This is a genomic window from Flavobacterium macrobrachii (genome assembly GCF_014486675.1).
Lineage (GTDB): Bacteria > Bacteroidota > Bacteroidia > Flavobacteriales > Flavobacteriaceae > Flavobacterium > Flavobacterium macrobrachii.
In genome coordinates this window covers 14,247-39,392 of record NZ_JACTAC010000012.1, presented here as the reverse complement: position 1 = coordinate 39,392, position 25,146 = coordinate 14,247, and the positions used below count along the sequence as shown (strand labels likewise).

Sequence of the window (25,146 nt, the reverse complement as noted above, 5' to 3'; positions counted from 1 at the left end):
TATTTTTTTAACAAAGTTAATCAAAAACTTAACCAATTGAAAACCTTTGTCATTATGTCAGTACCCTTAATGCGAGGAGCAAAAAATCCTCGCAATAAAAAAGGCACCTTGTGTGATAATTAAAAACTATTTTCTAAAATAAAATAGGGGACAGAATTATTTGAAAATATATATTCCTTTATGTATAAAATTTTTTCATCTAACTCATTTATTAAATTTTTATCTTTTGAATTTTCTTTAACTTCTCTCAATAAATCTTTTATTTCTTTTCTCATTTTACATAGTTTTGACCTATTGTTTTTAACCTCAAATTCAAGTTCAGATATTTTACTTATAATTCTGTCATATCCAATTTTTTCAATTCCGTGATATGATAAATATTTATTCAATCCATTTCGATTTTTTAATAGATATTCAGGGTCTGTTCCTAAAGAAATTTTTTCTACTTTTTGATACCCATTGTACCAATATTCAATTAGTTTTTTTTGAATTGTGGCTCGAAATAAATCCTTAACTTTAACTTCTTTTAATCTAAATCTGTCGTTTAAATACTTTTTAAGCTGTATCTCGTAGCGTAAAATGTTATTCTCATGGGTTTTATTCTGTAAATCAATTTTTGTTTCTCTACGACCTTTATTTAGTTCTTTTACTTTATCATAAAAAATAAAACTACGATTATTAATGGCTGTAAAGAAAGTTACAGAATCTTTATACCTCATAGTTCCTAATCGAGGAAATGCCAAAAGACAAGCTGTATATTCGTGTATAGAATGATTTAAAGGGATATTAATTCCAAAATCTACTCTTGTGAGTATAGCTTTTGAAATATCAACATTCAAATTATCAGAAAGCATTTGAATAGCATCTTTGGTTTGATTCCAGTCCAAGTGAAAAAGATTATTACCAATATAAAATTTAGGTAGTGAGCCATTAAATGATAATTTAGTTGGGTTATATTTTCTATCAAATGAAATTGTTATTATAAAATTAGATAGATTAAATGTTTTTGTACAACCATTTTTTGTGATTGTCTTTTTTGAGTTTACTAATAAGTCTTTAAAAGTTGATTTATTACATTGGTTTAGCGTGATATAACCTTTTATTGTGTCTATCATAATGTTGCTCTTTTATGGTAATTAAACTATCTTATTATAATTTATTTGGATTACTTTTTATTTCTTAACAAATAATCAGACACATTACTATTTACCTCATCATTTGAGGAAATGTAATTTTGGGATAAAAATGTTTCTAAATCTTTTCTGTGAATAAAGATTAATTTTCCAGTTGGTTTGGAATGAGGAATTTGTTTTGAAGAAGTTAGTTTCTGAATATAGGAAACACTTACTCCCGAAAGTTTGGCAGCTTCTTCAATTGTGAGTAATCTTTTTCGATAAAGATTTCTTTGTTTAACTTCTTTTTTGAGTAATCGAAGTTCTCTTAAAATAGTTTTTTCTAACATAATTATTTGATTTAAAAATTATGTTTCAAAACTATTTCAACTACGTTGGCTTGTCGATAAGTAGATAGTGAGTTATAAATGAGTGCTTATTTCTTCAATTATTTTGTAAATAATATCATCTTTTGGTATAGATTCGTTTTTTTCTGAATAAACAGCTCCTAATTGTTTAGGGTTGAATGGTTTATTGTTTTTGTTTACAAAATGATTTTTGATTAGTAAATATTTGTTGTTTGATGTTTCTTTATCTAAAACATCATTTTTGATTAACAAATTTATAAGGTTCGTTATTTGTAATTCAGTACCTAACCATTTTATTTTAACATTCCAATTATCGTTGAAATGATTTTTAAAGTCTTCTAAATCTATATCAATTAATTTGTTGTTATTTAATTGATTATAAAGTGAATTAATAAGGGTTTTGGTATTCAAGTTTTGATTTAAAAGAAATTGAGTATTTCTAGTATGTTTAAAATTTTCAATTACTACAGCGTCATTAATTTTTGTTAAATGATTATCAATTACTCTTTTCATTTTAATCAAGCGAAATTTGAAATCTTGATATTCATCACTAAATTCATTTTCTATCAACATAAGTAAATCAACAACTCCTTTCTCATATTTTTCAAAATATTCATTATAGAAAAATTCATCTTCGATTCTGTCATTATATCCACCTTCGTAAAAATCCATTATTACTAATTGATTGAAATGTTTTTCAAAATTGATAATGATTCTATCTTCAAAATATTCAACTAACTTTTTTATTTCTTGATACTCCATAACCTAAAAATTAAATTCAACCATACTATTTACTGCTTTCTCCTTTTCCTCGTCAATTACTTTTGCGTAAACCAACGTACTTTTAATATCTTTGTGTCCCATCAATTTAGAGATAGTAAATATATTAACTCCTGATGAAACTAACAAAGTCGCAAAAGTATGCCTTGCACAATGAAAATGTATTTTTTTATCAATTTCTGTTAACTTGATTAGTTTCTTAACTGTTCTATTTATTGAGCTTTCGTGTTCTGATAAATTAAATACAAATTCCTTATTGTGTTTTTGTTTTTCTAATAGGTTTAAAGCATTTTGATTTAATGGAATATAAACAGCATTTTTTGTTTTAGTTTGAACAAGTTGAATTTTATTGTTATTGATGTGTTTCCATTTAAGATTTTTAATATCTGAAACCCTTAACCCAGTATAACAACTTAATATAAAAGCGTTTTTGGCTTCATTATCAAAGAAATCTGTATCAATTACCTTTTGTAGTTCTTCTTTTGTTAGGAATAAAATTTCTGTTTCTTCTTTTTTAGGTTTCTCAATATATTTTATTGGATTTTCAACTATTATTTTTTCTTTTACAGCTTGGTTTAAAGTTGCATTTACTTTTTTGAAATAAACATCTATTGAATTATTTGAAAGTTCTTGATTCTTTAAGTAGGTTAAAAAGTTTTCTAACCAAGACATTGTAATATTTTCAAATGAAATTTTCTTTCCGTGAAATTTGATAATATGTTTTAATGTGTTATCCCAAGCAATTTTTGTTTTTGGGGTTTTCTTTCCCATTTGTTTTTCAAAATATTCTATAAAATTGGCTTTTTGTAATTGTCGTGAAACTAATCCATTTTTTGAGTTCCCTAATTCTATTTCTAATTGGGATTTGATTCTGTCAATTATTCGTTCTTTTTCTTTTTTAACATCTTTGGAATCGTCAGGATAAAATGTAGTTTCTTTTATTGTTTCCCTTACACGTTTTCCATTTAATAAATAATCAAGTTGAAATCTGTATGGTCTGTTTCTTTTAGATAGGTTTGAATCTCCTAAATACTTAATTCTTGTGTTCACTGACATAACATCTGTTTTATAAGTTTGATAAATCTAATGGATAATTGAATACAAGTGACAGAATCGTGACACTTTTTTTAGAGTTATTTGCAATTATCTGAAACAAAAATAGGTTGCCCGAAGACAACCTATAATAAGTATTAAGTGAGTACTTATTCTGTACTTATTTTACTTTGGGATTTGTTAATGTGATAACTTTTATATTATTTTCATCAATTGTTACTTTGGTTAATCCCAATGAAGCTATGTTTTTCATTGCTTTATCCCATTTTTTTCCACTTAGACCAATATTTATTTTTAATGAATCAAGGTCTATTGGTCCGCCAGTATATGGATTAGAATTATTCTCTAAAAAGCCAATAATTAATTTCTCATCTTCAGTCAATTCAACTTGTTTTTTCTCAGGTCGCATTTGAGGAAAAAACAACACTTCTTGTATCGACGGATTATTGGTTAAAAACATAATTAATCGGTCCATTCCAATTCCTAAACCAGATGTTGGTGGCATTCCATATTCTAAAGCGCGCAAAAAGTCTTCGTCAATAATTCCATTGGCTTCATCATCGCCTTTTTCTGCCAAAGCCATTTGTGCTTCAAAACGTTCGCGTTGGTCAATTGGATCATTTAATTCCGAATAAGCATTTGCAATTTCTTTACCACAAACCATCAACTCAAAACGTTCGGTCAATTCAGGATTATCTCGGTGCGATTTACACAAAGGCGACATTTCTTTTGGATAATCAGTAATGAACGTTGGTTGAATAAAGTTACCTTCACATTTTTCGCCAAAAATCTCATCAATCAGCTTTCCTTTACCCATCGTTTCATTGACTTCAATACCCATCGATTTTGCCGCTTCAAATAATTCAGCTTCGGTTTTTCCAGTAATGTCAAAACCAGTAAATTGTTTGATAGCATCAGTCATCGTTACTCTAGCATACGGCGCTTTGAAATCTACTTTATGTTCGCCAAAAGTAGCTTCGGTCGTTCCATTTACTTGATTAGCACAATATTCCAATAAATTCTCTGTCATCGTCATCATCCAGTTGTAGTCTTTGTATGCTACATAAATTTCCATTGCAGTAAATTCTGGATTGTGCGTTCGGTCCATTCCTTCGTTTCTAAAGTTTTTTGAAAACTCATAAACTCCGTCAAAACCACCAACTATCAATCTCTTCAGATACAATTCGTTAGCAATTCTCATGTACAATGGAATATCCAAACTATTATGATGCGTAATAAACGGTCGAGCTGCCGCACCACCAGGAATAGATTGTAAAACCGGAGTTTCAACTTCCATATAACCAGCATTGTTGAAAAACGTTCGCATAGCAGTGAACAATTTTGTTCTTTTCATAAAAACTTCTTTTACTTGCGGATTCACAACCAAATCTACATAACGCATACGGTAACGCAATTCAGCATCAGTAAATGCATCATAAACTTTACCCGTTTCATCGGTTTTTGGTAACGGAAGCGGACGCAAGGTTTTACTCAAAAAAGTAAAATCATCCACACGAATACATTTTTCACCCACTTTTGTCAAAAACAATTCGCCTTCCACACCAATAAAATCACCCAAATCGGTCAATTTTCTAAAAACCTGAACATATTTCGTTTTATCCTCATCAGGACAAATCATATCACGATTAAAATACAACTGAATTCTACCTTCGCTGTCTTGTAACTCAGCAAAAGCAGCTTTTCCTTGATCACGAACACTCATCAAACGACCAGCAACCACAACCTTCTTACCTTCTTCAAAGCTTTCCTTAACCTGCTTCGAAGTATGATTTACAGGGAACAAATCCGCTGGATAAGGGTTAATGCCTAAGTCACGAAGCGACTGTAATTTCTCTCTTCTAATGATTTCTTGTTCCGAAAGTTGCATATAATTTGTATTTAAGCGTGCAAATGTAACCATAAATTAAAAAACTGCCAACTTTCAACTGAACACTGAATACTTTTTTTAAGAGCGAATCGTTTGGGTTATTCAGGATTCCATTTTCCTGCTTTCCGTTACAATCTTTTTATCTCGTTTTAAGAACGAGATAAAAAGGATTTCCTCTTCAATCAGGGCTAATTACTAAACTATTCGTAACTTTGCATCTCTTTTCAAAACATAATTTCGGTTATCATGAACAAAAAAGTTCAACTTCAAGATTTAGGAAATAAAGATTACAAAGAAACTTGGGATTATCAAGAGCAACTTTTCAAACAAATAGTTGATTCCAAAATTCAAAACCGAAATGCAAACCCACAACTTCCTACTCCTAACTTTTTTCTCTTTGTAGAACATCCACATGTGTATACATTAGGCAAAAGCGGCGATATGTCCAATTTGCTACTTTCAGAAAAACAATTAGAAGCCAAAGGAGCAACCTTCTACAAAATAAATCGCGGTGGTGATATTACCTATCACGGACCAGGACAAATTGTAGGTTATCCAATTCTGGATTTAGAAAATTTCTTTACCGATATTCATAAATACTTACGCCTTCTTGAAGAAGCCATAATTTTAACGCTAGCCGAGTATAATATAATAGGTGCAAGAAGCGAAGGCGAAACCGGAGTTTGGCTTGGCATTGAAACACCATTTGCTCGAAAAATTTGTGCCATGGGAGTTCGAGCTTCTCGTTGGGTTACCATGCATGGCTTTGCTTTAAATGTAAATGCTGACTTGGGTTATTTCGATAATATTATTCCATGTGGTATAAAAGGAAAAGCCGTAACTTCAATGCATGTTGAACTTGGTAAGCATGTTGATGAAAATGAAGTTAAAGAAAAAATTCTAAGACATTTTCAAAATCTTTTTGAAGCAGTAATGATATAGATTAAGTATGGATGCTGTATAGCATCGTTATATCAAAGCTATGGTTGTGGTACCCTGAAGTTTTTTATAAAGCTTTTAATGTGTTTTAAAAAAAAGAGAAGTTATAAATCAAGTTGTAACTGTTCTGGAAATAATCGAAAACTCATTCGGTGATATTTGGTTACGCCATATTTTTTAATCGCTTCCCGATGTTCAACAGTTGGGTAGCCTTTATTTTTTTTCCAATTGTACATTGGGAATTCTTCGTGGATTTTATCCATATATTCATCCCGATAGGTTTTTGCTAAAATAGAAGCAGCAGCAATACTTAAATATTTGCTGTCGCCTTTTATGATGCTTTTGTTAGGAATGTTTTTCAATAAGTCGATTTCTTCGGTTGTGAAAACCTTTCCATTTTTATGTTTTAGTAATCCTAATTTTGAAAAAATAGGACGATTTCCATCTACTATAATATAATTAGGAGTTGTTTCTAGTTTAAGGATAGACTCCTGCATCGCTTTCATTGAAGCGTTTAGGATATTTATTTCATCAATCTCTTGATTATATATATGTGTAACTGCAAATGTCATACAAGTGTTTTCAATCAAAGGTTTTAATTTTTTTCGCACATTTTCAGATACTTGTTTCGAGTCGTTTAAAGCCTCTAAGTGAAATGATTCAGGAAGTATTATTGCACTCGCAGTAACTGGTCCAGCAAGGCATCCACGACCAGCTTCATCAGTGCCGCATTCTAAGTTAAAATCTGAAAATCTTTGGTTTAACATTTTTTTGCAAAAATATAAAAACGGAAGCAACCTATTTGTTTTTTTGGCATCAATATAAAAGTTGGTTAAAAATTAAAGATTTCTTAAGAATTAATTTTAGTTAAATATTTATTATTCCGAAGTAATATTTGTTTATTTAAGAAAAAATTAAGAAGTTTGCGAAATAACTAACTCAAATAAAAATAATATGAGATCGAAGTTCAAATGGATTTTTACGCTACTATTAGCGTTTTCTATGCAGTTTTCCTTCGCACAAGAGAAAACTGTTACTGGTGTGGTTACCGATAAAATTGGGCCACTGCCTGGGGCAAACGTTGTTGTTAAAGGTACAACTAACGGAGTGCAAACCGATTTTGATGGAAAATATTCTATCAAAGCAAAATCTGGAGACATTTTAGAAGTGTCCTTTACTGGGTATGATAAAAAAACAGTTACTGTTGGCGCTGCCAATAGCTATAATGTTGTTTTATCAGAAGGTGTTTTATTAGATGAAGTAGTGGTTCTAGGATTTACTTCGCAAAAAAAAGAAAACATTACCACAGCAGTTTCAGTGGTTGGAGCATCTGAGCTTCAAAAGTTGTCCTCTGTCACTTCATTAGATAACATGTTGCAAGGTAAAGCAAGTGGTGTTCAGGTTGTTGCTGCTTCTGGTAGACCTGGTCAGGCTGCTAGGGTTGTTATTAGGGGTGCCAACAGCATAAACGGAGCAAGTTCTAATCCAATTTATGTGGTTGATGGAGCATTAATGACTAGTATTGAAATGAATTCAATAAATCCAGCTGATGTTGAGTCTATGACTGTGCTAAAAGATGCTGCCGCTGCTGCACTATATGGTTCAAGAGCAGGAAATGGGGTTATTATTGTTACAACAAAAAGAGCTAAGAATGGTAAAACCCAATTTGATTTTAATTCATCTTATGGTTATTCTGAAAGGGTAGATGATAATTTTTCTGTAATGAATGCAAGTCAGTTGTTAGCTTATGAAGATAAGTTAAGAGCGGCTGGTGTAAATGGAATAGCTGTAAGAACTGATGAAGAAAAGGCTAGGTTAATCAGAAATGGTGAGAATTGGGAAAAACAAATTTTTAGAAAAGGAGAAATTAAAAGTTCCCAAATATCAATGCAGAGTGCAAATGAAACAACTAATTTGTATGCTTCTTTTTCATCCGACTCTAATACGGGCTTAGTTAATCCATGGAACGGTTTTGAAAGAGTTACTGGAAGAGTTAAGGTTGACCATAAAACTAAATATAATTTCTCATTTGGTTCAAATATCAATATGTCTTACTCTAAAGATGATAGGCCAAGAGAATCTTTTAACGTTCTGAGTCCTATTTATACTGCTTACGGTTCTAGTCCTCTTATTTCTAAATTTCAGAAAAATGCTGATGGATCATTAGTTTTAGATGATAATGGTAATCCAATTTATAACACAGCTGGTTTGCCTAATAACTTCAGTTACTTTGATATATATGAAAATTATTTCATCAACACTAGACAATTCAGAACATTTGGTAATGTTTATGGAAAATTAGATGATTTATTTGTGAAGGGTTTGTCTTTCAAATCTGATTTTAGTGCTATATATGGAAGAAATGTTAATGAAACATTCTTTACTCCAGGATCTAGCATTGGTACAGCTTTTGGTGTTCCAACCGGACAAAAGAATGATGGAGGTAGTGATGAACTTGACATGCGTTGGGTTAACAGTATTGATTACGTTAAATCTTTTGGGAAACACAATTTGGCTGTAACATTATTTACTGATTACAATACTTATAATTCTTACAGTTATGGACTTGAATCGCAAGGTTTTCCTAATTCATTTTTACAAGTTCAATCTGTGGGTTCAACAAAAACTGATGCTACTACTTCCAGACTAGATTATATGATTTACGGTTATGGTGGTCAAGCTAATTACGATTATGATGATAAATATTTTGTTTCTTTTTCAGGAAGAAGAGACGGTAATTCTAGATTTGGCGCAGATCAAAGATTTGGTTTCTTTCCAGCTGCCTCTGTAGGTTGGAAAATTTCTAGTGAAAACTTTCTTAAAGATTCTAAAATCATTTCTTTCTTAAAATTATATGCTTCTCATGGAACTGTAGGTTCTGTTTCTGGAATTGGTCAAAATTATTCTGCTACCTCTATTGGTTTTCCATCTTATAACAATATAAATGGTGCTGCTCCTGCAGGTACTGTTAATAATCCAAATCTAGGTTGGGAAGACGTTAAAACTACCGATATTGGTTTAGATTTTCAATTATTTAATTCAAGAGTTTCAGGTAAAGTTGAATATTTCTTAGCTAACCGAACAGGTTTTTATTTTCAAGATTTATTAGCCACTGAAGCGGGTGGTTACAGTCAAAGAATCAATGCTGGTGAATTTGAAAACAAAGGTTTAGAGTTACAATTAAATGTTGAGTTAATTAGAAATAACAATTTTAGTTGGAATGTTTATGGTAACACAACCTTTGTAAAATCAAAAATATTAGATCTTAATGGTGAAGAAGAAATATTCTCAGGATCAACTGTTCAGAGAGTAGGTGGTTATTTAGGAGAATATTTCTTAGTTAGATATGCTGGCGTTAATCCTGCTAATGGTGAACCATTATATTATGATATTGATGGAAATGTTACAAATGTTTACGATGGTGATGATGCTGTTGCACTTTCAGGTAAAACTCCTAATCCAACATATTATGGTGGTTTTGGAACTTCTTTTACGTATAAAGGTTTTGATTTATCAGCTGATTTCTCTTTCCAAGGAGGTAATTACATACGAAACATTGCTGAGTTAGTATTGACTGATCCGTCTTCAATTAATACTCAAAATTTTAGAACTGATGCTGTAAACTTTTGGACTCAACCAGGTCAAACAAATGTGTTACCAAGTCCAGTTAATGCTGATGGTACTACTAGAACGTATCAAAATACAGATCAATTTTTACAAAAAGGTGATTTTGTTCGTTTCAGAACTTTAAATTTTGGATATACTTTCAAAAAGAATATTTTGGGTGATAAAATTCCTCTAGAAAAGCTAAGGGTTTATTTCCAAGGCCAAAATTTATATACTTGGACTAATTTCAAAGGAGATCCTGAAGTTGGTTTCATTGGATTAGAAGGAGCTGGTCTTTCAGGTGAGGCATACAGATGGGCTTATCCTAATGCAAAATTAATATCATTCGGATTACAAATAACTTTCTAAAACATTAACTATGAAAATAAATTTTATAAATAAATCTTTTTTTGCAATAATGATTTTCAGTGTCATTTCTTGTGAAGATAAAATGGATGAATATATTCCTTATGATCAAGAAATTTTTGAAAATTTCTACAAGTCACCTGCTGATTTTGAACAAGCAAAAAACGCAATGTATTCTGCCTTTAGAGGTAATGGGTATTTCAGTGGTGGAGGTTCAGGTGATGGTTTAATTAGTACACCTGATATCATGTCTGATAATTTGGTATTGAACACTGAAGGAAGACAGTCTGGAAGAGTAAATGCTGAGTTTACTTTTAATTCTAATAATGTTCCTAATGGTATGTATGGTACAGCTTACAGAATTATAAGTAGAGCAAATTCAATTATTGATAGGATTAATGTATTACCTGACGGTGATTTTAAAAATAACATTTTGGGTCAGGCACTTGCAGTTAGGGCTATTTGTCATTTTGATGTAGCTAGAGCATACGCAAAAATTCCTACACAATCAGCAAATGCAAATCAGAGTTTGGGTATCGCTTATGTAAAGACATTTAACCCACAACAATTACCAACTCGTTTAGCTACTGTAGAAGAAACTTATAATGAAATCATTAATGATTTAGAATTAGCTTCTCAGATAATAGCTGTAGAAAATACTGTTGATGCAACTCAAGCTGGTACTAATGTTTTTTTAGATAGAGTTTCTGTTAAAGCATTGTTATCTCGTGTTTATCTTTATAATGGTAATTATGCATTAGCAGCTCAAAGAGCTCAAGAAGCTATTGATTTAGGTGCTACACTCGGTACTAGAGCACAGTTTCCTGGTATTTGGAATGACTCGAATAATTCTGACATACTATTTAAAATAGCAATTACTGTTCAAGATGATGTACAAATTGGTGTTGATTATTTTCAATTCTTATCTGGCGCTTTCTTTTCTGAATACGTTTGTGATTTTGATTTTTATAACTTATATTTAAATAATGATGTAAGAAAATCTGCTTATTTTACAGTTGCTCAATCAAATGGCAGTGAGTATATTCATATAACTAAATATTATCGTGATCTTACTAATCAGCGTTTCCTTGATGGTAAATACATCAGAACTTCAGAAGTATATCTTAACCTTGCTGAGGCAAAAGCTAGACTGGGTAACGATGATACAGGTGCTTTAGCTGCGCTTAATGCACTAAGAGCACAAAGGTATACAGGTTTTGTTTCAGGTAATGAGACTGGTTCAGCTTTACTTAATCAAATTTTACTTCAAAGACGTTTAGAACTAGCTTTTGAAGGTGATAGATTTTTTACTTTAAAAAGATTAGGGTTGCCTTTACAACGTTCTGGTAAAGGTCACTTATCTGACGGTACTGGTAATATTTCCGTACCACAAACTTTATCGGCTGACGATCACAGATGGCAATGGCCAATTGATCAAACAACATTAAATATTAACCCTAACATTCAGCAGAATCCAAATTATTCTGCAAACTAATTATGAAAAAGTTATATTCCATTATTTTTTTAGTTAGTTTTTGTTTATTAAATTTATCATGTGATGATGAAAACGATTTAACAAAAACATTCGATGATTTTACTTTTTTAAGTTTTAAAAGTACTGATAATGTCCTAACTGTACTTGAGAATTCAGGTTCAGTTTCTATACCTGTTTATTTGTCTGAGCCTCAAAATACTGATGTTGAAGTTTCAATTGTTGTAACAGACGGAACCGCTATTAGTGGTGATCATTTTACTTTTAATTCTTTATCAATTACTATCCCAGCAGGGCAGTACGAATCTGCTTTTCAGTTGAATTTAGTTAATGATTCTGAATTTAACGAAAGTAGAAGATTTAAGATTAAGATACAATCAAGTAGTTCTTTGGTAGTAGGTCTTTCTGGTGCTAATGGCTCTACAGAAAAAGATGTTGTCGTTGTAAATGATGATTGTCCTACTCAATATGCTTTTTGGTTTGGTCTATTATCAGTAGAAGATGTAGGTTTTGGTTCAACTTCTGGTGTAGGTAGTGCTAATACTAATGGTGATTGTGATGTTCTTTTAGTTAATAACAATTTGCCGGGTGATGCTAGTCCAGTAAATACTCTTTTTGAGTTAATATTTACAGCTGATTCTAGTGACCCATCGGGTTCAGTTGGAACTGTTGAGGTTCTAGATACTACAGTTAGACAAAGAACTTTTAATGTTGGAGGTACTCCTACTGTTTGTGATGTAAAATACAGAGCTACTGGTTTTTATGACACTACAACTGGTGAAATATTTTTAGATTATGAGTATAGAGCTTTTAATGCTTCTACAGGGAATTTAGTTGGATTATATTATTCAGGTCAAAATATTATTACACTACAGTAAAAATATAATTAAAAAAAAAAGGCAGTTTTTTAAACTGCCTTTTTTTTATATAAAAAATTACTATATTTGCTATAAATCTTTTGTTATGAAAAAAATAATATTTTTACTAATTATTCTTCTTTGCACTTTTTCTTATTCACAAAAAAAATTTGATAGTTATATTTTTTTAAATTCTAATTTAGCCTCACTAGATTCTCTTGACAAGGAGTTGTACGATTTTGAGTTGTTAAATAAAATTAATGTCTCAAACTTTTTAAAAAAAAATCCTAATTTTAGATCTATTTATTTTAAAAATGACAATAAAAAAGAGCTTGTTAACATAATAGACGGAATTCCTATTTACAATACAACTTATAATTTTAATTCTGCAAAGACTATATTCGCAGATAGGCTTTATTCTGATGGTGGTTTAGGTTTAAATTTAAATGGTGCTGGCTTGTATGCAGGTGTGTGGGATGGTGGTTCAGCAAGATTTTCACATTCTCAATTTAACAATAGGGTTTCAATTATTGATGACTCTGTTGATGATAATCATGCAACACATGTAACAGGTACCATTATAGCTTCTGGTGTTGGGAATTTAAACATTAGAGGTATAGCTTATAACGCTAGTGTTTATTCCTATGATTGGTCAAATGATTTAACAGAAATGTCCTCTGCTTTTCAAAACTTTAATTTATTAGTATCTAATCATTCATATGGAGCCGACGCTGATACAGCACCATTATGGCTTTTTGGAGGATATGATAATAAAGCAAGATTAATGGATTCTTTACTTTTTAATTCACAATTTTTGTTGCCTATTGTGGCAGCTGGAAATGATAGAGATAATTTTCAACAGTATAATCCTTCTAAAAATGGTTTTGATTTGATTGGGGGTTTCAACTCTGCTAAAAATGTAATTACTGTAGGTGCTATTAATCAGGTTTTGAATTATGTGTCACCCAATAGTGTTGTCATGTCAGCTTTCAGTAATTGGGGTCCTACAGATGATGGTAGAATAAAACCTGATGTTGTTGCAAAAGGTGTAAATGTAAGGTCTACAACTTCTGCGAGCGACTCTTCTAATGGTTTTTTAAGTGGAACTTCCATGGCATCACCTGCAGTTGCTGGCGCTTGTTTATTACTGCAGCAGCATTATTCTAATCTTTATCAAAATCCAATGCTAGCTTCTACTTTAAAAGGTTTAATTCTTCACACAGCTGAAGAAGCAGGTTCATCTAAAGGTCCCGACTATATGTTTGGTTGGGGTTTGGTTAATTCCGAAAAGGCTGCAAGACTTATAACTGATAAAGGGACAGCATCCATTATTGATGAATTAACTTTACAAAATAATGCTGCATACTCAACAGAAGTACAAATAAACAACTCTTCATCTTTAATGGCGTCAATTTCATGGACAGATAGACCTCCTCTTTCAGCTAATAGTGGAACTGTTGACCTTCAAACAAAGATGTTAGTTAATGATTTAGATATTAGAATATTAAAAGATGGTGAAATTTTTTATCCTTGGACTTTAGACCCGTCAAATCCTTCATTTAGTGCTTCAAATTTAACTGATAATTCTAGAGATAACTTTGAAAAAATTGAAATTGAAAATGCGAATGGAATATATAATATTTTGGTTACTCACAAGGGTAATTTGTCAGGAGGACAACAAAAATTTAGCTTAATTGTCTCTGGTAGTGGTCTAACAAGACTTAATTCGGATATACCTAATTTAAAAAATATGTTTACATTATATCCAAATCCTGCAAAAAACACTTTGAATGTTAATATAAATACAATTTATAATAACGCAACACTATCTATTGTTGATTTACAAGGTAGGTTAATTAAATCTCAGTCTTTATTAGATACAACAACTACAATTGATGTTGCTAATCTTCAATCTGGGGTTTATATTGTTAAAGTTGACTCTTCTGATGGTTCATATACTAAGAAATTTATTAAAGAATAATTCCTTTTAAATTATTTACATAAAAAAACCATTCCAATTCGGGATGGTTTTTTTATGACTTTATTACAAATACTTTTATGTATTTTTGCTCCGAAATCTATTCTAATGAAAAAATTAATTTTAGTAATATTTATATTGTCATTTTCGATTGGTATTGCCCAAAAGAAAAAGGTACTTAATGAGCAATTAAGTGCTCCTATTTCTTCTATTAATAATAGAGACAAAGACACAACTAAGTTCAAAAGTGTAAAAACCTCTACCTTCAATCAATATCGTATCATATCACTACAAAGAGACACAACCTATGTTGATACATCATTAACCATAAAAAAAGAATACGAATACAATTATCTTCGAAAAGATATTTTTGGGCTATTGCCTTTTTCCAACGAAGGACAAACCTATACAACACTTGACTTCGGCTACAAAAAACTCTCATCATTTCCCGAAATAGGTTTTTCAGGAAAGCACTTCAACTACATGCAACCTAATGATATCAACTATTATTCTGTTGCAACACCAATAACCGAATTGTATTTTAAAACAACAATGGAACAAGGACAATCCGTTGACGCTTTAATTGCAGTAAATACATCAGAAAGATTTAATGTGTCATTGGCTTTCAGAGGTTTGCGTTCTCTTGGAAAATATATAAATCAACTCTCAAGTACAGGGAATTTTCGCTTTACAACAAGCTATAATACGCTCAATAAAAGATACTTTTTAAACTTTCATTTCACTGGACAAGATATTTTAAACGGTGAAAATGGCGGAATTACAACACTAGAGCAGTTTGAAATCGATGATCCCGATTTTGAAAACCGAGCGCGACTTGAAGTTTATCTTCGTGATGCCAAAAGTTTTATGAAAGGGAAACGATATTTCATTGACCACAATTTTAGAATAAACTCCAAAGAAGCCCAAAACAACCTGTTCTTAGCGCATCAATTTAACTACGAAACCAAGTTTTTTGAGTACAATCAAAGAACACTTGTTTCAACAGTTGGCGATACCCGAATTAATCGCTTTGGTGACTCATACATCGCTGCAAACATTAATGACCACACACGCTACAATCGAATGTACAATAAACTCGGAGCAATATATGAAAACAAAACACTAGGGAAATTTCAGTTTTTCATAGAAGATTTCAGATACAATTATTATTATAAAAAAGTATTAATTCTAGATTCAGGAACTGTTCCAAGCAAACTTTCTGACGAAATCAACACCATTGGTGGACAATACGAATACCGAAAAGACAAATGGAACGGAGTTTTTACCTATTCCAACTCCATTTCAAACCAAGCAATGTCTAATTTTGACGCCAAACTAAACTACAAACTCAACGATAAAAACGAGTTACAATTTCAGTACCAAATGTTCAGCAAAATTCCCGATCACGTTTACAATCTCTACCAAAGCAGTTTTGTTAACTACAATTGGGCAAACGATTTCAACAACGAAAAAATAAATAATCTACAAGCAATAGCCAAAACACAGTGGTTAACAGCGTCATTAAAACTAACATCTATAAATGATTATCTATATTTTAGCAACGATGCAACCGATGAACAACAGCAAATAATTTCCCCAAAACAATACGACAAAACCATAAATTACCTTTCAATAAATATAAGTCGCGAGTTCAAGTGGTGGAAACTTGCACTAGACAACACCATTTTATACCAAGAAGTAGACCAAGAAAATAGCGTCCTAAACGTGCCAAAAATAACAACAAGAAACTCACTTTATTACACCGATTTCCTCTTCAAAAAAGCACTATTTTTACAAACAGGTTTCACATTGAACTATTTTTCAAAATACTACATGAACGACTATAATCCTGTTGTTACAGAAGCTTTCGTCCAAACTGATAGAAAAATTGGCGACTTCCCAATGATAGATTTCTTCATCAACGCAAGAATTCGTCAAACAAGAATTTTTCTCAAAGCCGAACATTTCAACACCATGTTTTCCTCCGAAAAGAAATACTACACCGCACCAAATTATCCCTATCGTGACTTCATGATACGTTTTGGATTGGTTTGGAATTTCTTCCAGTAGAAACAAAACGTTCGGGTTTTTTCAGCAAATGCAATTCCTGCTTTTCGCGCTACACGGTAGCTTGCTTCAATCAGGGTTAAACGATAAACTATCCGAATTTTTGTAAACAATACAAATAGCATTACCTTTGTCAAAAAAAGAGAAATCCATTATCATTTCTCTTTTATCTATTTTGAAAAAAAAATGAAATACGCAAAAAACATACTCGAAACTATTGGAAATACACCATTAGTAAAACTAAACAAAGTCGTTCAAGGAATTGATGCCTTAGTTCTAGCAAAAGTAGAAACCTTCAACCCAGGAAATTCCGTCAAAGACCGAATGGCACTAAAAATGGTCGAAGACGCCGAAGCCGACGGACGATTAAAACCAGGCGGAACCATCATTGAAGGAACATCTGGAAACACCGGAATGGGATTAGCATTAGCTGCCATTGTAAAAGGATACAAATGTATTTTTGTAATCACCGACAAACAATCCAAAGAAAAAATGGACATACTTCGTGCCGTTGGCGCAAAAGTAATCGTTTGTCCAACAGATGTAGAACCAACCGACGAGCGTTCGTATTATTCAGTTTCAAAAAGATTAGGAACAGAAATTCCTAACTCTTGGTACGTAAATCAATACGACAATCCATCAAATGCAACAGCACATTACGAACAAACAGGACCAGAAATTTGGGAACAAACCGAAGGTAAAGTTACACATTTTGTTGTTGGCGTTGGAACTGGCGGAACCATTTCTGGTGTTGCAAAATACCTAAAAGAAAAAAATCCAAACATCAAAATTTGGGGAATTGATACTTATGGTTCTGTTTTCAAAAAATACCACGAAACTGGAATTTTTGACGAAAACGAAATCTATTCATACATCACCGAAGGAATTGGAGAAGACATTCTTCCAAAAAATGTTGACTTTTCACTAATCGACGGTTTCACAAAAGTAACCGACAAAGATGCTGCTGTTTATACCCGTAAAATTGCTCTCGAAGAAGGTATTTTCGTTGGTAATTCTGCAGGTTCATGTATTAAAGGTTTGCATCAATTAAAAGAACATTTCAAACCAGAAGATGTAGTAGTAGTTCTTTTTCACGATAGCGGAAGCCGTTATGTTGGGAAAATGTTCAATGACGATTGGATGCGCGAACGCGGTTTCCTTGACGAAGAAGTTACCAAAGCCGAAGATGTAATTAAAGATCATATCGATAAATCTTTAGTAATTGTTCGTACAGAAGAGTTGGTTTCTCATGCCATTGAAAGAATGCGTAAATATAAAATTTCTCAAATTCCAGTAATTGATATCACAGGTTTTGTTGGCTCGGTTGACGAATCTGATTTGTTTCAAAGTTATGTTTCTGATAAAGATGTAGCCGAAAAACCAATTAAAGAAGTAATGGGAAAACCATATCCAATTGTAAAATTAGGAACACCAATAGAAGAAGTTTCTAAATTATTTACTAAAGACAATCAAGCTGTTTTGGTAGATTTAGGAAACGGGAAACACCATATTATTACAAAATACGATATTATTGGTTCGATAAAATAAAAAAAAGCCCGAAAATAGTTTTTTCGGGCTTTTTTTATTCTCCAATCAAAATACCCGAAATATTCCACGAACTAAAGCTCGTTCCTTCAGGCAAACCTTGTGGGATTTTGATTTGCATTGTATGTGTTCCAACTTCCAAATCGCCTAAATCAATATAAATTGGAAACGTTACCATTCCTGGACACCAATTTGAGCGACTGTAATCCGAAGAAGATAATCCATTTGGAAAATTCCCCGAAGCAGGATTGTACAATCGATAAGAACCACAATCTTGTCGCCAAGGTTTGAAACTGAAAGTTTCTTTTCCGTCTAAATAAATAGAATTCTTTTTCGGAACAAATTCATCGCCGTTTTCCCAACCGCCATGACCAGTAGTAATATATCGTAATTTGGCATTTTTCATTGGTTTGTTGAGCGTGAAATTGACTTCAAGACCTTTCTCGTGGTTGAACATCGTGCCATATTCTTGTCCAGCCATTTCCATTACGTTATTGGTGCAAAATAGCGGAACAATATCTTTAGCTTTTGTCGAAATTTCTTCAGGATGAATAGTAATATTTGCCGAAACTTTGTGTCCGCCTTTGTCATAATTTCCAATGTTGATGCCAATCCAAACCTCTTTTCCACTTAATAGATTTACCAAATCCGAAATGTCCTGACGGTACATCACTTTGTCATGCCAATTTTTATCTTTTAATTCCAAATAATTATATTGCTTAACGCCAAAAGGAGTGAAGAAACGCATCATTTCAATTATTGGATTGTAGTTTTTTGTAGCAACAACTCCTTGATAATCCTTTCCATTTTCATTAGAATAAATAGGTAGCGATTTCACACCATTTTGTAATCCGTTTAGAAAAGAAATTTCTTTATCAGTTGGAATGATAAAAAACGAACCTGTTCTGTCATAAGCATCGCCATTGGATTGTTCTGTTACATCAGCAAAAATTTGACTTCCAGATTTTATAACAGGAAATTTTACTTTTCTAACCGCAATTGTTCCGTTAGCAAATCTTAAAATGCTATCATTCGATTTAGAATCGCTTGAAAAATTAATTATTTGGTCTTTAAAAATTTCTACAGTTGTAAATCGGCTTTTCCAAACTAAATCTTTATAGGTTAAAATATCAACATTCTTTTTTGGAAGCGAAATAACGGGAAACTCTTTGGTTTTTTCTATTTTGGTTGCTGCAATTACAAAGTTTCCGTTGCGAACCATTTCCAAAACCAATCCTAGATTTTGCCCTAAAATTGTTGGTGCTGCTTTTACCTTTAAATCTTCAGTGTACCAAAATTCAATAGTGTTTGAATTGATTATCGTTTTTGCTTTTTTACAATGGTAACCTAATATTTTTTTGGTTTCCAATGGAAATTCAAAATTTTGTTTTTTTAATGATAAGCTGTCTTTTGTAGCAATGCTTTTCTCATCATTCAAGTTTGTCATTTGTTGAAAAAAATCATTGCTTCGGTTAATAAAAATTTGCTCAAAAGGGAATTCGCTTTTTTTGCTCATTACTTTTTCAGAACTAATTAAAGTTTCATTGCTATTCGTAAAAACCCAAATTGCATCTTGATTTTCAATCAAATTTCCATTGGAGCTTTTCAAATAAGTGATTTTATAATTTTGAGAACTTACCGAGCTGAAAATGAAAAGAAAGAGAATGAGTATTTTTTTTTTTCATAGAAATAAATTTTGTAAAAGTAATTTTCTTACTTTAGTGTTTTAACTTTTAACATGAAAGAAGATTTTCTCCATTATGTTTGGCAATATAAGAAGTTTGATTTTTCAAACCTAAAAACTTGTGCTGAAGATTTGTTGACAATTATTAATTCTGGACAATATTTACAGCTTTCTGGACCAGATTTTTTTAATGCTCAAATTGTTTTAAACGAACAAAAATGGGCTGGAAATATTGAAATTCATGTAAAATCGTCCGATTGGTATTTGCATCAGCATGAAAAAGATCAAGACTATGATAATGTAATTTTGCATGTCGTTTGGGAAAACGATGCGCCAATTTTCAGAAAAGATAATTCAGAAATTCCAACATTGGAACTTAAAAAATATGTTTCCAAAGAAGTTTTGGAGAATTATTTAAAACTTAAAACTCAAAAATCATGGATTTATTGCGAAAATCAAATTGGTTCAGTTGAAGATTTTGTATTAAATAATTGGAAAGAACGATTATTTTTTGAGCGATTAGAACGAAAAGAAATTCCAATTTTGGAATTGCGTCGTGAAACCGAAAATAATTGGGAAGCTGTTTTGTTTTGCATGTTAGCCAAAAATTTCGGATTGAATACCAATGGTGAAATGTTTCTGAAAATGGCAAAATCAATTCCTTTTTCAGTAATAAGAAAAGAAAGTTTCGAAGTAAAAAATCTAGAAGCTTTGCTGTTTGGAACATTGGATTTAATTCCTGCTCAACCCGAAGATAATTATTCTAAAGTGTTGAGAAATCAATTTGAGTATAGTATTCAAAAATATCAGCTTGATAAAAAAAATATTGAACCTGTTCAGTTTTTTAAACATCGACCAGATAATTTTCCAACTATTCGCTTGGCGCAATTAGCGATGTTGTATCATGAGAATCAAAATTTATTTTCGAAAATTATTTCTATATCTAAAGTAGACAATTTTTATTCGCTATTTGATATTTCTGTTTCCGATTATTGGCAAACACATTATCAATTTGACAAAGAAAGTCCAAGAAAGAAAAAGAAATTTTCAAAATCCTTCGTAGATTTGTTGATTATAAATACAATAATTCCGTTTCAATTTGCTTATGCAAAAAATCAAGGAAAAGAAGCTTCTGAATTGATGTTAGAATTAATCCAATCAATAGGTCCTGAGAAAAATACAATTATTGATAAGTTTTCTAGTTTAGGTGTAAAATCTAAAAACAGCTTTGAAACACAATCGCTTTTGCAGTTAAAAAATGAATATTGTAATAAAGGAAAATGTTTGCAATGTGCCGTTGGAATTCAACTTTTAAAAGCATGATTTTTTCTATGTAGTAAAAAAAAACAAAAAATGTCACCAATACTTAAATTAAAATATTTCTTCGAAAAACATGGATTTCATGTATCATCACGATTAGCCGATAAATTAGGAATGCGAGCTTCTAATGTTCGGATTTTCTTCATTTATATTTCGTTTGTAACTGTTGGATTAGGATTTGGCGTGTATTTAACATTGGCATTTTGGATACGATTAAAAGACTTAATTAGAGGAAAAAGAACTTCGGTTTTTGATTTATGAATGCAAATAATACTTTTAGGCAAACTGTTTTAAGTTATTCCAAAAGTCAACGTATTGGGATAATTTTTCTATTTATATTGATTTTCGTTTGTCAGGGAATTTATTTTTTTAATAATTTTAATTCTACCGAAAATTCTCCAAAAGAGAAAGCACAATGGTTGTCTTTCCAAAAAGAAATGGACAGTTTAAAACTATTTAAATCCAATTTTAAACCAACGATTTATCCATTCAATCCCAATTTTATAACCGATTTTAAAGGATATAAACTCGGAATGTCCGTAGTCGAAATAGATAGATTGCTAGCCTTCAGAAAGCAAAATAAATTTGTTAATTCAGCAGAAGAGTTTCAGCAAGTAACCAAAGTTTCTGATAGTTTATTGAAGAAAATTTCGCCTTATTTCAAATTTCCAGATTGGGTTAAAAACAAAAAGAGTTTTAATAATTCATATGAAAAGAAAGATTTTTCAAAACCCGAAAAGAAATTTTTTCTCGATATAAATTTAGCTTCACAAGAAGATTTGATAAAAGTTTACGGTATTGGTGAAGGTTTATCTAAAAGAATTTTAGAGCAAAAAGAAAAACTTGGATCATTTGTCAGTATGGAACAAATGAATGATGTTTGGGGTTTATCGCCCGAAGTTATTGAAAATTTGAACAAAAGTTTCTTTGTAAAAAACACTTCAGCAATTAAAAAAATGAATATTAACTCGGCTTCCATCAAAGAGTTATCTCAATTTCCTTATTTCAAATACAATTTAGCTAAAGAAATTGTTACTTATAGGACTATGAATGGTGATATAAAAATTGAGGATTTAACAAAAATTAAAGGATTTCCTGTTGAAAAATTAAAAATAATTGCCTTATATTTGGAATTCTAAAAAAAAATAGAACACAAAAGCGTATTATTTATATGAATTCATCATACTTTACCGAAGAGCACGAATTATTTAGAGCAAGTTTACAAGATTTTTTGCAAAAAGAAGTCGTGCCTCACATTGAAAAATGGGAAAAAACAGGAACCATCGAGCGATTTATCTGGGAAAAATTTGGTGAAATGGGTTTTTTTGGGATTGCTTATCCCGAAGCTTACGGCGGATTAAACCTTGATTTATTCTATACCGTTATTTTTCTTGAAGAACTTCAAAAAGTAAAATCATCAGGTTTTGCAGCTGCAATGTGGGCGCATTCCTATTTGGCAATGACACATCTAAATGCTGAAGGCGACGAACGCATTAAACAAGAGTATTTAGCACCAAGTATTTTAGGAAAAAAAATCGGAGCTTTATGTATTACCGAACCTTTCGGCGGTAGCGATGTGGCAGGAATGAAAACAACAGCAGTTAAAAAAGGCGATAAATATATAATCAACGGTTCAAAAACATTTATAACCAACGGTGTTTATGCAGATTATTATGTAGTTGCCGCCAAAACAACTCCCGAATTGGGTAACAAAGGAATCAGTATTTTCTTGATGGATACCAATTTAAAAGGAATAACCGCTACAAAGCTCGATAAACTAGGTTGGCGCGCATCCGACACAGCCGAAATTTCTTTTGACAATGTAGAAATTCCACTAGAAAATCTAATGGGCGAAGAAGGAAAAGGATTTCCATATATCATGCAACATTTTGCCCTAGAACGATTAATTATGGCAATAAACGCACATGCAAGAGCAGAATATGCCATCGACTACACAATACAATATATGTCTGAACGCGAAGCATTTGGAACAACCATCAACAAGTTTCAAGCACTTCGACACACCATGGTTGAACATGCCACAGATGTTGAACATTGCAAAATATTCAATTACGCAGCCGTAGCCCGTTTAAACCAAGGTGAATACGTAGTAAAAGAAGCCACAATGGCAAAATTAAAATCAACCAAAGTTGCAGACGAAACCATATACAGTTGCCTTCAAATGCTTGGCGGTTACGGTTACATGGAAGAATATCCATTAGCAAGATTGTTAAGAGACAGTCGTTTAGGCCCAATTGGCGGCGGAACATCAGAGATTTTAAAAGAAATTTTATCCAAAATGATAATCGACAAGCAAAATTATCAACCAGCAGTAAAAAAATAAATTAAAACAATGATAAGAAGCCAATCCAGCTTTCGTTATTATCTTTTTTATAAAATTATAGTACTTCTAAATGCAAAAAAAGGAGCTTCCGTTGGTCGCTCTTTTTTTGTTAGAAAAATGATGGTTTCATCAAAAAAGGATAACCGTTTCTATCTGGGCTAAAATATTTGTAAAAATTAGTTTCAGAATTAAAAAATAATATTACTTTTGCAACCTAAATGAGAGGAGGTGTCTAAATTATGTTGATTATACCAATTAAAGACGGAGAAAACATTGATAGAGCATTAAAGCGCTACAAAAGAAAATTCGATAAAACCGGAACTGTAAGACAGCTTAGAGCGCGTCAAGCGTTTACAAAGCCATCTGTAGTTAGAAGAGCGCAAATTCAAAAAGCTGCTTACATTCAAAACATGAAAGATAGCTTAGAAAGTTAAAAACAGTTTTTACGAAAATAATACAACCATCAAATAAAAGTTCTTAACTTTGGATTTGATGGTTTTTTTATGGAAAAAATTAAAGAAAGTTTTGCCGATTACCTTTTCTTGGAAAAAAAATATTCCAAACATACCGTTAATGCCTATATAACCGATTTGAATTCATTCCACGATTTTATTAAAGAAGAATTCGAACAAGAAAATTTAGCAGAAGTAAGTTACCCATTAATACGCTCTTGGATAATTCTATTGTCAGAAAAAAAAGCAGAAAATGTTACGATTAATCGTAAAATTTCATCATTAAAAGCATTTTATAAGTTTCTTTTAAAATCAAAACAAATAGAAGTTAGTCCGTTATTCAAACATAAAGCATTAAAAACACCAAAAAAGATTCAAATTCCTTTTTCCGAAAAAGAATTAGATCTAGCAATAAATCAAATAAAATACCCCGAAGGATTTGATGGAATTCGAGACAAATTAATCATTGATTTATTTTACACAACAGGAATTAGACGAGCAGAACTTATAAATTTAAAAGTCTCTAATGTTGATAATCAAAACGCTACCATAAAAGTTTTAGGAAAAAGAAATAAAGAAAGAATAATTCCGTTATTACCAGTTATAATTAATGAAATTACAGAATATCTTCAGCAAAGAAATTCATTAAAAACAATAATCGATACCGAAAATCTTTTTTTAATGTTAAAAGGAGTTAAATTGAATGAAACATTTGTGTATCGAATAATAAATGATTACTTTAGTGCTGTTTCAGAGAAAGTAAAAAAAAGTCCGCATATATTAAGACATACATTCGCGACACATTTGCTTAACAATGGAGCGGATATAAATTCAGTAAAAGAATTATTAGGACATTCAAGTTTGGCATCAACACAAGTTTATACCCATAACAGTTTAGCAGACTTAAAAAAAGTGTATAAAAATGCTCATCCTAGAAATAATAAATAATTCTAAAATGTTTAATCAATAAAAATAATATTATGAAGGTAAATGTTCATGCAGTAAATTTTAATGTTGATAGAAAATTAGTAGATTTTATTAACGAAAGATTAGTAAAACTAGAAAAATATTATGATAAAGTTGTCTCATCCGACGTTTTTTTGAAAGTAGAAAAGACAAGTGAGAAGGAAAATAAAGTTGTAGAAGTTAAAATTCACGTTCCTGGAGACGATTTTATGGTAAAAAAACAATGTAAAACTTTCGAAGAAGGTGTGGAATTAGCATCTGAATCTCTAGAAAGATTGTTGGTAAAAAGAAAAGAAAAAGTAAGAGCACATATATAAGTAAAAAATTTT

At 31.3% G+C, this 25,146-nt stretch carries 21 protein-coding genes; 14 read left to right on the top strand and 7 right to left on the bottom strand.

Going from position 1 to position 25,146, the window contains the following annotated elements:
• Positions 1–119: 119 nt before the first annotated feature.
• From IAI56_RS04645 to lysS, 5 genes are all read right to left on the bottom strand, one after another.
• Positions 120–1,115 (bottom strand): phage/plasmid replication domain-containing protein, encoded by a 996-nt coding sequence (locus tag IAI56_RS04645; protein ID WP_187656759.1) that lies wholly within the window; start codon positions 1,113–1,115, stop codon positions 120–122.
• Between the two features lie 50 nt (positions 1,116–1,165).
• On the bottom strand, positions 1,166–1,462 hold the full coding sequence (locus IAI56_RS04640) for a helix-turn-helix domain-containing protein (RefSeq protein WP_187656758.1): 297 nt from the start codon (positions 1,460–1,462) through the stop codon (positions 1,166–1,168).
• Between the two features lie 72 nt (positions 1,463–1,534).
• Complete coding sequence (locus tag IAI56_RS04635; protein ID WP_187656757.1) at positions 1,535–2,242, bottom strand: hypothetical protein; 708 nt, start codon at positions 2,240–2,242, stop codon at positions 1,535–1,537.
• A gap of 3 nt (positions 2,243–2,245) precedes the next feature.
• On the bottom strand, positions 2,246–3,316 hold the full coding sequence (locus tag IAI56_RS04630; RefSeq protein WP_187656756.1) for a tyrosine-type recombinase/integrase: 1,071 nt from the start codon (positions 3,314–3,316) through the stop codon (positions 2,246–2,248).
• A 157-nt stretch (positions 3,317–3,473) separates the two neighbouring features.
• A complete protein-coding gene (gene lysS, locus IAI56_RS04625) occupies positions 3,474–5,201 on the bottom strand; it encodes a lysine--tRNA ligase (protein WP_187656755.1) in 1,728 nt (575 codons plus the stop codon).
• 246 nt (positions 5,202–5,447) lie between these two features.
• Between lysS and lipB the strand changes: the two genes are divergently transcribed.
• Positions 5,448–6,143 carry a lipoyl(octanoyl) transferase LipB gene (gene lipB, locus IAI56_RS04620; RefSeq protein WP_187656754.1) on the top strand — a complete coding sequence of 232 codons (696 nt, stop codon included), beginning with the start codon at positions 5,448–5,450 and terminating at the stop codon, positions 6,141–6,143.
• Between the two features lie 101 nt (positions 6,144–6,244).
• Here the strand turns inward: lipB and IAI56_RS04615 are convergent, their stop codons facing one another.
• Positions 6,245–6,907, bottom strand: a complete 663-nt coding sequence (locus IAI56_RS04615; RefSeq protein WP_187656753.1) for a ribonuclease HII — start codon at positions 6,905–6,907, stop codon at positions 6,245–6,247.
• Positions 6,908–7,094: 187 nt separating this feature from the next.
• Here IAI56_RS04615 and IAI56_RS04610 point away from each other — a divergent pair, with 187 nt between their 5' ends.
• The 6 genes from IAI56_RS04610 to IAI56_RS04585 all read left to right on the top strand — a co-directional run bounded on the left by IAI56_RS04610 (position 7,095) and on the right by IAI56_RS04585 (position 18,054).
• Entirely contained in the window at positions 7,095–10,115 is a 3,021-nt protein-coding gene (locus IAI56_RS04610; RefSeq protein WP_187656752.1) for a SusC/RagA family TonB-linked outer membrane protein, read from the top strand.
• 10 nt (positions 10,116–10,125) lie between these two features.
• On the top strand, positions 10,126–11,607 hold the full coding sequence (locus tag IAI56_RS04605; RefSeq protein ID WP_187656751.1) for a RagB/SusD family nutrient uptake outer membrane protein: 1,482 nt from the start codon (positions 10,126–10,128) through the stop codon (positions 11,605–11,607).
• Positions 11,608–11,609: 2 nt separating this feature from the next.
• A complete protein-coding gene (locus IAI56_RS04600; protein WP_187656750.1) occupies positions 11,610–12,482 on the top strand; it encodes a Calx-beta domain-containing protein in 873 nt (290 codons plus the stop codon).
• 85 nt (positions 12,483–12,567) lie between these two features.
• Positions 12,568–14,442, top strand: a complete 1,875-nt coding sequence (locus IAI56_RS04595) for a S8 family serine peptidase (RefSeq protein WP_187656749.1) — start codon at positions 12,568–12,570, stop codon at positions 14,440–14,442.
• Between the two features lie 105 nt (positions 14,443–14,547).
• Entirely contained in the window at positions 14,548–16,509 is a 1,962-nt protein-coding gene (locus IAI56_RS04590) for a putative porin (RefSeq protein ID WP_187656748.1), read from the top strand.
• 183 nt (positions 16,510–16,692) lie between these two features.
• On the top strand, positions 16,693–18,054 hold the full coding sequence (locus IAI56_RS04585; RefSeq protein WP_187656747.1) for a pyridoxal-phosphate dependent enzyme: 1,362 nt from the start codon (positions 16,693–16,695) through the stop codon (positions 18,052–18,054).
• A gap of 34 nt (positions 18,055–18,088) precedes the next feature.
• Here IAI56_RS04585 and IAI56_RS04580 read toward each other — a convergent pair whose 3' ends face one another.
• Positions 18,089–19,660: a GLPGLI family protein gene (locus IAI56_RS04580; RefSeq protein WP_222940968.1), complete on the bottom strand. Its 1,572-nt coding sequence runs from the start codon at positions 19,658–19,660 to the stop codon at positions 18,089–18,091.
• A 129-nt stretch (positions 19,661–19,789) separates the two neighbouring features.
• On the opposite strand from IAI56_RS04580, the gene IAI56_RS04575 reads away from it, so the two are divergent.
• The 7 genes from IAI56_RS04575 to hpf all read left to right on the top strand — a co-directional run bounded on the left by IAI56_RS04575 (position 19,790) and on the right by hpf (position 25,134).
• Entirely contained in the window at positions 19,790–21,058 is a 1,269-nt protein-coding gene (locus IAI56_RS04575) for a DUF2851 family protein (RefSeq protein WP_187656746.1), read from the top strand.
• 30 nt (positions 21,059–21,088) lie between these two features.
• On the top strand, positions 21,089–21,316 hold the full coding sequence (locus IAI56_RS04570) for a PspC domain-containing protein (protein ID WP_169524305.1): 228 nt from the start codon (positions 21,089–21,091) through the stop codon (positions 21,314–21,316).
• Positions 21,313–22,194 carry a ComEA family DNA-binding protein gene (locus tag IAI56_RS04565; RefSeq protein ID WP_187656745.1) on the top strand — a complete coding sequence of 294 codons (882 nt, stop codon included), beginning with the start codon at positions 21,313–21,315 and terminating at the stop codon, positions 22,192–22,194. Before IAI56_RS04570 ends, IAI56_RS04565 begins: the two co-directional genes overlap by 4 nt.
• Positions 22,195–22,226: 32 nt before the next feature.
• Positions 22,227–23,399 carry an acyl-CoA dehydrogenase family protein gene (locus IAI56_RS04560; RefSeq protein WP_187656744.1) on the top strand — a complete coding sequence of 391 codons (1,173 nt, stop codon included), beginning with the start codon at positions 22,227–22,229 and terminating at the stop codon, positions 23,397–23,399.
• Positions 23,400–23,638: 239 nt separating this feature from the next.
• The gene (rpsU, locus tag IAI56_RS04555) at positions 23,639–23,833 is read left to right on the top strand and encodes a 30S ribosomal protein S21 (RefSeq protein WP_187656743.1); all 195 of its coding nucleotides are present in this window, start codon (positions 23,639–23,641) and stop codon (positions 23,831–23,833) included.
• Positions 23,834–23,902: 69 nt separating this feature from the next.
• Positions 23,903–24,799 (top strand): tyrosine-type recombinase/integrase, encoded by an 897-nt coding sequence (locus IAI56_RS04550; protein ID WP_187656742.1) that lies wholly within the window; start codon positions 23,903–23,905, stop codon positions 24,797–24,799.
• A 32-nt stretch (positions 24,800–24,831) separates the two neighbouring features.
• Entirely contained in the window at positions 24,832–25,134 is a 303-nt protein-coding gene (gene hpf / locus IAI56_RS04545) for a ribosome hibernation-promoting factor, HPF/YfiA family (RefSeq protein ID WP_169524310.1), read from the top strand.
• Positions 25,135–25,146 lie beyond the last annotated feature (12 nt).

Excerpts from the sequence above, each read along its gene's own strand:
- rpsU (WP_187656743.1), top strand. The coding sequence starts at position 23,639 with ATGTTGATTATACCAATTAAAGACGGAGAAAACATTGATAGAGCATTA.
- IAI56_RS04595 (WP_187656749.1), top strand. The coding sequence starts at position 12,568 with ATGAAAAAAATAATATTTTTACTAATTATTCTTCTTTGCACTTTTTCT.
- IAI56_RS04565 (WP_187656745.1), top strand. The coding sequence starts at position 21,313 with ATGAATGCAAATAATACTTTTAGGCAAACTGTTTTAAGTTATTCCAAA.
- IAI56_RS04590 (WP_187656748.1), top strand. The coding sequence starts at position 14,548 with ATGAAAAAATTAATTTTAGTAATATTTATATTGTCATTTTCGATTGGT.
- IAI56_RS04610 (WP_187656752.1), top strand. The coding sequence starts at position 7,095 with ATGAGATCGAAGTTCAAATGGATTTTTACGCTACTATTAGCGTTTTCT.
- IAI56_RS04615 (WP_187656753.1), bottom strand. The coding sequence starts at position 6,907 with ATGTTAAACCAAAGATTTTCAGATTTTAACTTAGAATGCGGCACTGAT.
- IAI56_RS04630 (WP_187656756.1), bottom strand. The coding sequence starts at position 3,316 with ATGTCAGTGAACACAAGAATTAAGTATTTAGGAGATTCAAACCTATCT.
- lysS (WP_187656755.1), bottom strand. The coding sequence starts at position 5,201 with ATGCAACTTTCGGAACAAGAAATCATTAGAAGAGAGAAATTACAGTCG.
- hpf (WP_169524310.1), top strand. The coding sequence starts at position 24,832 with ATGAAGGTAAATGTTCATGCAGTAAATTTTAATGTTGATAGAAAATTA.
- IAI56_RS04635 (WP_187656757.1), bottom strand. The coding sequence starts at position 2,242 with ATGGAGTATCAAGAAATAAAAAAGTTAGTTGAATATTTTGAAGATAGA.
- IAI56_RS04550 (WP_187656742.1), top strand. The coding sequence starts at position 23,903 with ATGGAAAAAATTAAAGAAAGTTTTGCCGATTACCTTTTCTTGGAAAAA.
- IAI56_RS04600 (WP_187656750.1), top strand. The coding sequence starts at position 11,610 with ATGAAAAAGTTATATTCCATTATTTTTTTAGTTAGTTTTTGTTTATTA.
- IAI56_RS04585 (WP_187656747.1), top strand. The coding sequence starts at position 16,693 with ATGAAATACGCAAAAAACATACTCGAAACTATTGGAAATACACCATTA.
- IAI56_RS04640 (WP_187656758.1), bottom strand. The coding sequence starts at position 1,462 with ATGTTAGAAAAAACTATTTTAAGAGAACTTCGATTACTCAAAAAAGAA.
- IAI56_RS04605 (WP_187656751.1), top strand. The coding sequence starts at position 10,126 with ATGAAAATAAATTTTATAAATAAATCTTTTTTTGCAATAATGATTTTC.
- lipB (WP_187656754.1), top strand. The coding sequence starts at position 5,448 with ATGAACAAAAAAGTTCAACTTCAAGATTTAGGAAATAAAGATTACAAA.
- IAI56_RS04570 (WP_169524305.1), top strand. The coding sequence starts at position 21,089 with ATGTCACCAATACTTAAATTAAAATATTTCTTCGAAAAACATGGATTT.
- IAI56_RS04575 (WP_187656746.1), top strand. The coding sequence starts at position 19,790 with ATGAAAGAAGATTTTCTCCATTATGTTTGGCAATATAAGAAGTTTGAT.
- IAI56_RS04560 (WP_187656744.1), top strand. The coding sequence starts at position 22,227 with ATGAATTCATCATACTTTACCGAAGAGCACGAATTATTTAGAGCAAGT.
- IAI56_RS04645 (WP_187656759.1), bottom strand. The coding sequence starts at position 1,115 with ATGATAGACACAATAAAAGGTTATATCACGCTAAACCAATGTAATAAA.